At 70.6% G+C, this 7,677-nt stretch carries 6 protein-coding genes and 1 pseudogene; 3 read left to right on the forward strand and 4 right to left on the reverse strand.

All coding sequences use genetic code 11. The features are described from left to right. Positions 1–131 precede the first annotated feature (131 nt). On the forward strand, positions 132–1,727 hold the full coding sequence (locus tag ACIBQZ_RS35290) for a hypothetical protein (protein ID WP_396093196.1): 1,596 nt from the start codon (positions 132–134) through the stop codon (positions 1,725–1,727). Between the two features lie 465 nt (positions 1,728–2,192). On the opposite strand, the gene ACIBQZ_RS35295 is transcribed toward ACIBQZ_RS35290, so the two are convergent. From ACIBQZ_RS35295 to ACIBQZ_RS35305, 3 genes are all read right to left on the reverse strand, one after another. Beyond that, the gene (locus ACIBQZ_RS35295; RefSeq protein ID WP_396093197.1) at positions 2,193–2,642 is read right to left on the reverse strand and encodes a VOC family protein; all 450 of its coding nucleotides are present in this window, start codon (positions 2,640–2,642) and stop codon (positions 2,193–2,195) included. 52 nt (positions 2,643–2,694) lie between these two features. Further along, entirely contained in the window at positions 2,695–3,525 is an 831-nt protein-coding gene (panB, locus tag ACIBQZ_RS35300; protein WP_396093198.1) for a 3-methyl-2-oxobutanoate hydroxymethyltransferase, read from the reverse strand. 97 nt (positions 3,526–3,622) lie between these two features. Continuing rightward, positions 3,623–5,371, reverse strand: a complete 1,749-nt coding sequence (locus ACIBQZ_RS35305) for an NAD+ synthase (RefSeq protein ID WP_396093199.1) — start codon at positions 5,369–5,371, stop codon at positions 3,623–3,625. A gap of 144 nt (positions 5,372–5,515) precedes the next feature. Between ACIBQZ_RS35305 and ACIBQZ_RS35310 the strand changes: the two genes are divergently transcribed. Then, entirely contained in the window at positions 5,516–6,868 is a 1,353-nt protein-coding gene (locus tag ACIBQZ_RS35310; protein ID WP_396093200.1) for a glutamine synthetase family protein, read from the forward strand. An 86-nt stretch (positions 6,869–6,954) separates the two neighbouring features. Beyond that, positions 6,955–7,380, forward strand: a complete 426-nt coding sequence (locus ACIBQZ_RS35315; protein WP_396093201.1) for a DUF350 domain-containing protein — start codon at positions 6,955–6,957, stop codon at positions 7,378–7,380. Between the two features lie 45 nt (positions 7,381–7,425). On the opposite strand, the pseudogene ACIBQZ_RS35320 reads toward ACIBQZ_RS35315, so the two are convergent. Beyond that, a pseudogene (locus ACIBQZ_RS35320) lies at positions 7,426–7,677 on the reverse strand (hypothetical protein); the annotation flags it as partial.

The raw sequence follows: 7,677 nt of genomic DNA on the forward strand, positions 1-7,677 counted from the left end.
ATAGGCTGTGCCGATCAATTGCTTGATGACAGAGTCGCTTCCGGGAAGCTTCCCGCTATCCACGTCGATCATTACGCGCAAGATTCGACAAGGGGGGAAGTGTGGAAAGAACACGGAAGATGTCGGCCGTCATGGCATTCGGGGTCCTGCTCGCAGGTCTGTTGGTCGGCGTCGATGCCGCCGCCGCACCGGTGCCGGCGCCGACGGAGGTCGCCCTCGCCGCAGGCGGTCGGGGGGCCGCCGCTGCGAAGCTGGTCGACCAGCGCACCAACCCGAAGGCCCGTCCGGCGGTCACTACCGATCGCGGCGCACTGGGCCGCGACGGCAAGCCCACCGGGACGGCCCTGCCGACCGGGCAGACCCGCGCGGCCAAATCGCCGGGCGCGACCCGCTCCGGGGCTTCGGGCCCGAATACCGGCGGTGTGCGGACGCTTGCGCCGTCGCCGACCACGATCAACAGCAACTTCGACGGGATCAACCAGACCGGTGGTGGCGGCGGACAGCCGTCCGACGTCAACGCCAGTGTGGGTCCGACGCAGATCCTGGAAACGGTCAACCGGCGCGTCACCGTCTTCAACAAGACCGGTACGCAGCAGTGCACCAACACCCTCGCCGGGTGGCTCGGGCTCGGGACCACGAACGTCTTCGACCCGCGCACGCTGTACGACAACCTGAACAACCGCTTTGTCATCATCGCCACCACCAACGGCACGGCCGGGGCTGCACCGCGGCTGTTCCTGGCGGCCAGCACGTCCGGAAACGCCTGTGGCGGCTACTTCGTCTACACGCTGACGTTCACGGGCGGGCTGTTCCCCAACGGCATGCTGCTCGACTACCCGTACCTCGGGCAGGACCGCAACGCGATCCTGTCCTCGACGAACAACTTCAATCCCGGCTACCTCAACTCCACCGCGTGGTCGGTGTCCAAGGCGCAGCTCTACGCCGGCGCGGCCGTCAGCTTCCCGGCCTTCTCGGTGGCGTTCTCCACCGCTCCGGTCACCGTCGCCGGCATTCCCATCGGCACCACCGCCAACACCTTCTACGTCGCCGGCGTGCCGGGAACCGGCTACAACCTCTACCGGATGACCAACAGCGCAGGCCCCGGCACCGCCCTGGTGCTGCAGGCCACTATCGCGAACTCGTATGCGGCACCACCTCGTCGGGTCAACCAGTGCGGCACCACCGTCACTCTGGACCCGCTTGACGGACGCATCGCCTGGGCCCCGGTACAGGCCGCGAACTCGCAGTTCATCTGGTTCACCCATGGCAACAACATCGCCGGGTTCCCCGGCATCCGCTACGGCGCCATCAGCACCACGGCGAATACCGCAACGGTCGCGAACGCGTTCCACAACGGCACCAGCGACGACTTCAGCCCTTCTCTCGGGGCGTTCGAGACCGCCGCGAACTCCTTCAACATCTGGCTCAACTGGGCCTACACCGACACCGGTGCCACCCCGTGCCGTAACACCTCAACCACGGTCAACGGCGTGACACCCGGCGGCGGCGTCCCGGCTCTGACCAACAGCGACGTCACCCTCGCCATTGGTGCCGTCACCACCACCAACACCCGCTTCGGCGACTACTCCAGCGTCCACGTCGACCCGGCCGCCGCCAGCGGCACCTGCCCCGCCGGGCAGACCGCCCTGCTGGCCCAGCAGTACTTCCAAGCCGGCGGCAACTGGACCACCCGGCTGTCGCGCGTCAGCTTCGGAGCAGGCTGCTGAACCAAACCCACCACACCCCGGTTACCCGGTCGCTGTCCGCGACCGGGTAACCGGCCGCTGGCATCCGGGCGGCCGGCTCTTGTGCCGATGCGACTCAGCGGCCTGTACCCGCACTGCCGTGCCGGACGGACCAGAGCGCCGAGGACCTGCGGCGCCGGTACACGCAGCAGGCTCTCCACCGCGGGCTCGGAGGCCACCGCTTCAGGCTGCACCAGCAGGTCACTCCGGCGCAGACTGCCGGGCTGACCCACGCCACCGACGCATTCGGTCGGGTCCGAGAGGATGATCGGGGATCGCGATGAGCGGGCTGTGCGCAGTCGCGGCAGGACCAGCCCGCCCGGGTTCGCGCGCTCAGCCCGATCAGGATGACGACCACCGCGTACAAGGACGCGTGCGTGGTGGGCCCGCCGCCGCAGCCGGCGCACCGTGCCGGACGGGCCCGGACAGCGTTGGACAGGCGGCGGATCAGGGGAGCCGGGGCACGTCCGCGTCGTCGAGCGGCCACGCCGGGTTGTGGGTGATCTCCCAGAGGTGGCCGTCGGGGTCGGTGAAGTAGCCCAGGTAGCCGCCCCACTCCGCCGTGCCGCCGCGCTTGACCAGCGTGGCTCCGGCCTGGACCACCGAGCGCAGCGCCTCGTCCACCGCCGCCGGGCTGTCCACGTTGATCGCCAGCATCGTGCCGCGGAAGTCGGTCGCCGGGTTCGGCGGCGCCTGGCGGGTCGGCAGGCCCGCGTCCGCCGCCATGTCGTCGGTCGACACCAGCGACAGCAGGCCGCCCGCCGTGTGGAAGAAGCTGACCACCCCGGGCACCGAGGCCGGCGACAGCCGCCAGCCGAGCGACTCGTAGAACTCGGTCGCGCGGGCGACGTCCGCTACGCCGAGGGTGGCCAGGCTGACTCGGGCAGGAACGGACATGACAGGCAGTCTGCCACTGGTCCGATCTTGCCCGAGCCGTACCCCTGGACCGTCAGAAGGTGTGCTCCTCGGCGGGGAACTCGCCGCCGCGGACCTCGTTTGCGAACTGCCGGGTCGCCTCGGTGAGGACGCCGGACAGGTCGGCGTAGCGCTTGACGAAGCGTGGCGCCCTGCCCTCGCGCAGCCCGGCCATGTCCTGCCAGACCAGCACCTGGGCGTCCGTGTCCGGGCCCGCGCCGATGCCCACCGTCGGGATGGTCAGCTCCTTGGTGATCTGCTTGGCCACCTCGCCGGGGACCATCTCCAGCACCACCGCGAACGCGCCCGCCTCGGCCACCGCCCGGGCGTCGGCGATGACCTCCTCGGCGTCGCTGCCGCGGCCCTGCACCCGGTAGCCGCCGAGGGTGTGCTCGCTCTGCGGGGTGAAGCCGATGTGCGCCATCACCGGGATGCCCGCGCCGGTGAGCGCGTGGATCTGCGCGGCCACCCGGCGGCCGCCCTCCAGCTTCACCGCGTGCGCGCCGCCCTCCTTCATGAACCGGACGGCCGTGCGCAGCGCCTGGGTCGGGCCCTCCTCGTACGAGCCGAACGGCAGGTCACCCACGATCAGGGCGGTCTTGGTGGCGCGCACCACCGCGCGTACCAGGGGGAGCAGCTCCTCCGTGGTCACCGGGAGGGTCGTCTCGTAGCCGAACACGTTGTTGGCCGCGGAGTCGCCGACCAGCAGGACCGGGATGCCGGACCGGTCGAAGATCGCGGCCGTGTACTGGTCGTAGGAGGTCAGCATCGGCCAGCGGTCGCCGCGCTCCTTGGCCGCGATCAGGTCGCGGGTGCGGACGCGGCGGGTGGCGGGGCCCCCGTACAGCGTGGGGATCTCGGACATCGTCGTCTCCTTCCCTCGAGGCCGCGCTGTGCGGTCCCCGGGTACGCCAAATCGTCGCACCCGGGGAGCCGTACCGGTCAGGGTTGAGTGGAACCGGTCACACGCCCTCGCGGAAGCGGTTGGTGATCGGCAGCCGGCGGTCCCGGCCGAACGCCTTGATGGAGATCTTGGTGCCCGGGGCGGACTGCCGCCGCTTGTACTCGGCCAGGTCGACCATGCGCAGCACCCGGTCGACCAGGGCGGCGTCGTGACCGGCCGCGATCAGGTCGTCGCGGCCCTGGTCGCCGTCGATGTAGCCGGCCAGGATCGTGTCCAGCACCTCGTAGTCCGGCAGCGAGTCGCTGTCCACCTGGCCCGGGCGCAGTTCCGCGCTCGGCGGCTTGGTGATCGAACTCTCCGGGATGGGGGAGTCGGCCTGGGTGTTGCGCCAGCGGGCCAGCTTCCAGACCATCGTCTTCGGCACGTCCTTGAGCGGGTTGAAGCCGCCCACCGAGTCGCCGTAGAGGGTCGAGTAGCCGACCGCCAGCTCGCTCTTGTTGCCGGTGGTCAGCACCAGGTGGCCCTCCTGGTTCGACAGCGCCATCAGGATCACGCCGCGGACCCGGGCCTGCAGGTTCTCCACCGCCAGGCCGGAGAGCGACAGGTTCGCCAGGAACGAGTCGACCATCGGCTGGATCGGCTCGCTGCGGTAGTCCAGGCCGGTGCGCTTGGCCAGGTCGGCGGCGTCGTCGCGGGAGTGGGTGGAGGAGTAGCCGCTGGGCATCGAGACGCCCACCACACGCTGCGGGCCGAGCGCGTCGACGGCGATCGCGGCCACCACCGCCGAGTCGATGCCGCCGGACAGCCCCAGCACCACCGAGCGGAAGCCGTTCTTCTGCACGTAGTCGTGCAGGCCCAGGGTCAGCGCCGACCAGATCTCGGCCTCGTCGGTGACCCGCTCGGCGATGCCGCCGACCGCGGGGCCGTCGGCGAGCGGGCGCAGCGGCGCGTCGACGGTGACCCGGACGATGCCCATGGGCTCGGCCGCGGCCGGCTCGGGGCCGTTCGCGACGGCGTCCGCCGCGGGCAGCGTGAGGTCGTGGATCAGCAGCTCGGTGGTGAACTGGCCGGCCCTGGTGAGCAGCTCGCCCGCGGCGGTGACGATCATCGAGTCGCCGTCGAAGACCAGCTCGTCCTGGCCGCCGACGGTGTTCACGTACGCGATCGTCGCGCCCGCCTCGGCCGCCCGGCGCCGCACCAGCGGCAGCCGGACGTCGTCCTTGTCCAGCTCGTACGGCGAGGCGTTGATGTTGACGACCAGCCCGACCCCGGCCCGCCGGGCGGCGGCGAACGGCCCGCCGGCCTGCCACAGGTCCTCGCAGACGGTCAGCGCGACGTCCACGCCGCCGAGGCGCACGACCGTCAGGGAGTCGCCCGGCTCGAAGTAGCGGTCCTCGTCGAAGACGCCGTAGTTGGGCAGGTGATGCTTGAAGTAGGTGGCGACGACCTCGCCGCCGAACAGCAGCGCGGACGCGTCGCGCCGGCCGCTGCCGGGCACGGCCGCGGAGCTGGTCGGCGCGGGGCCGTCGGCGTCGACGTAGCCCACCACCACGGCGATCTCACCCAGGCCGTCGGCGGCCAGGTCGGTGGCGAGGGTACGCAGGGCGGACTGCGACGCCCGCACGAACGAGTCCCGGAACACCAGGTCCTCGATGGGATAGCCGGTGAGCATCATCTCGGGGAACGCGACCAGCTGGGCCCCGGCCCCGGCCGCCGTCCGGGACCAGTGCCGGACCGCGGCGGCATTGCCGGGGATGTCCCCGACGGTGGAGTTCACCTGGGCAAGGGCGACGCGCAACGAAGGCATGTCGCTATTCTTCCCCAGCGTTGGGCGTACTGTCTGTGATCAACACCGTGCCTTACCCGGGGGCACCCGGTGGGCACGGTCAGCGTAATCTCGGCGTAACGGGACCGGGAGAGACTGATCGCCGGGCAAGTACGAGGGGTTGACGTGGACCGACAGCAGGAGTTCGTGCTTCGTACGCTCGAAGAGCGCGACATCCGTTTTGTCCGGCTTTGGTTCACCGACGTGCTGGGCACCCTGAAGAGCGTGTCCGTCGCGCCCGCGGAGCTCGAGTCCGCGTTCGAGGAGGGCGTCGGCATCGACGGCTCGGCCATCGAGGGCTTCGCCCGGGTCTCCGAGTCCGACATGGTCGCCATGCCCGACCCGACCACGTTCCAGGTCTTCCCGTTCGAGGGCGGCGTCAGCGGCGAGAGCGCGCGGATGTTCTGCGACATCCTGCTGCCCGACGGCAGCGCCGCCTGGGCCGACCCGCGGCACGTGCTGCGCCGGATGCTCGCCAAGGCGGCAGAGAAGGGCTTCACCTTCTACACCCACCCCGAGGTCGAGTTCTTCCTGGTCCAGGACGGGCCGCTGGACGGCACGGTGCCGATCCCGGTGGACGGCGGCGGCTACTTCGACCACACCACGCACTCGGTGGCCCGCGACTTCCGCCGGCAGGCCGTGCTCGCGCTGGAGCGGATCGGCATCTCCGTGGAGTTCAGCCACCACGAGGTCGCCCCCGGCCAGCAGGAGATCGACCTGCGCTACGCGGACGCGCTGACCACGGCCGACAACATCATGACCTTCCGGCACGTGGTCAAGGAGGTCGCGCTCTCCCAGGGGGTCCGCGCGACGTTCATGCCGAAGCCGTACACGGACCAGCCCGGCAGCGGCATGCACACCCACCTGTCGCTGTTCGAGGGCGAGCGCAACGCCTTCTACGACGGCGAGGACCCGCTCAAGCTCTCCAAGACCGCCCGTGCCTTCATCGCCGGCCTGCTGGTGCACGCCCGGGAGTACACCGCGGTCACCAACCAGTGGGTCAACTCGTACAAGCGGCTCTTCCCGCTGCAGCTGCCCGACCGGATCACCGAGTCGCCGGCGTTCGTGAGCTGGGGCGCGCTCAACCGGTCCGCGCTGGTCCGGGTGCCCGCGTTCGGCAAGCCGAACTCGGCCCGGGTCGAGGTCCGCTCGATCGACTCGGCGACAAACCCGTACCTGGCGTTCGCGGTCATGCTCGGCGCCGGCCTCAAGGGCATCGAGGAGGGCTATGAGCTGCCCCCGGGCGCCGAGGACGACGTCTGGTCGCTGTCGCCGGCCGAGCGCAAGGCGATGGGCTACGACGCGCTGCCGGAGAACCTCGCCGAGGCGATCGACGTGATGGCCAAGTCGGAGCTGATCCCCGAGGTGCTGGGCGAGCACGTCTTCGACTTCTTCCTGCGCAACAAGCGGCAGGAATGGGAGCAGTACCGGCGCGAGGTCACGCCGTACGAGCGCCAGCGGTACCTCGGCGCGCTCTGATCGAATCCACAATCGGCCCGGCGGTGGATCACCTGGGTGCGCTGGTCCGATACGGTGCCCTCTGACGTCGTGACGAGGGAGAGACCGTGCTGGAAAATCTGCTTGAGGGTGCCGGACGCAGCATTGTGTTCGGGCTGGTCGGCATCGGGCTGATGGCAGTCGGCTTTCTGCTGATCGACCTGCTGACCCCGGGCAAGCTGCGGGACCTGATCTGGGTGGAGAAGAACCCGAACGCCGCGCTGCTGCTGGCGGCGAATCAGGTGGGCATCGCGGCGATCGTCTTCACGGCGATCTTCACGAGCTACAACGACTTCGTGGAGGGCCTGCTCTCCACGCTCATCTTCGGCCTGCTGGGCATCGCGGTCATGGCCCTGGCGTTCCTGGTGCTGGACTGGATGACCCCGGGCAAGCTGGGCGAGGTCATCTGCACCCCGGAGCGGCACCCCGGCGCCCTGGTCAGCGCGGCCTCGCACTTCGGCGCGGCGCTGATCGTCTGCGCCTGCATCGCCTGACCCACCCCGGGGAGCCGCGCCTGCGGCTCCCCGGGACCAGGGCTGTCAAGCGCCCGGGGTACGCCCGAAGTCGCTGATCGCCGCGCTGCCACCGGCCCGCCGCGCACCCGGCAGGTCCGCCACGATCGCGGCCGCCGCCATGATGAGCGGGACCGCCGCGAGCTGGGTCACCGCGAGCACGTGCCGGAGCGGGATCGTGGCGAGCTGGGTCACCGCGAGCACGTGCCGGAGCGGGATCGTGGCGAGCTGGGTCACCGCGAGCACGTGCCGGAGCGGGATCGTGGCGAGCTGGGTCAC

The organism is Actinoplanes sp. NPDC049599 (assembly GCF_044465625.1).
In the GTDB taxonomy this organism is placed as follows: domain Bacteria; phylum Actinomycetota; class Actinomycetes; order Mycobacteriales; family Micromonosporaceae; genus Actinoplanes.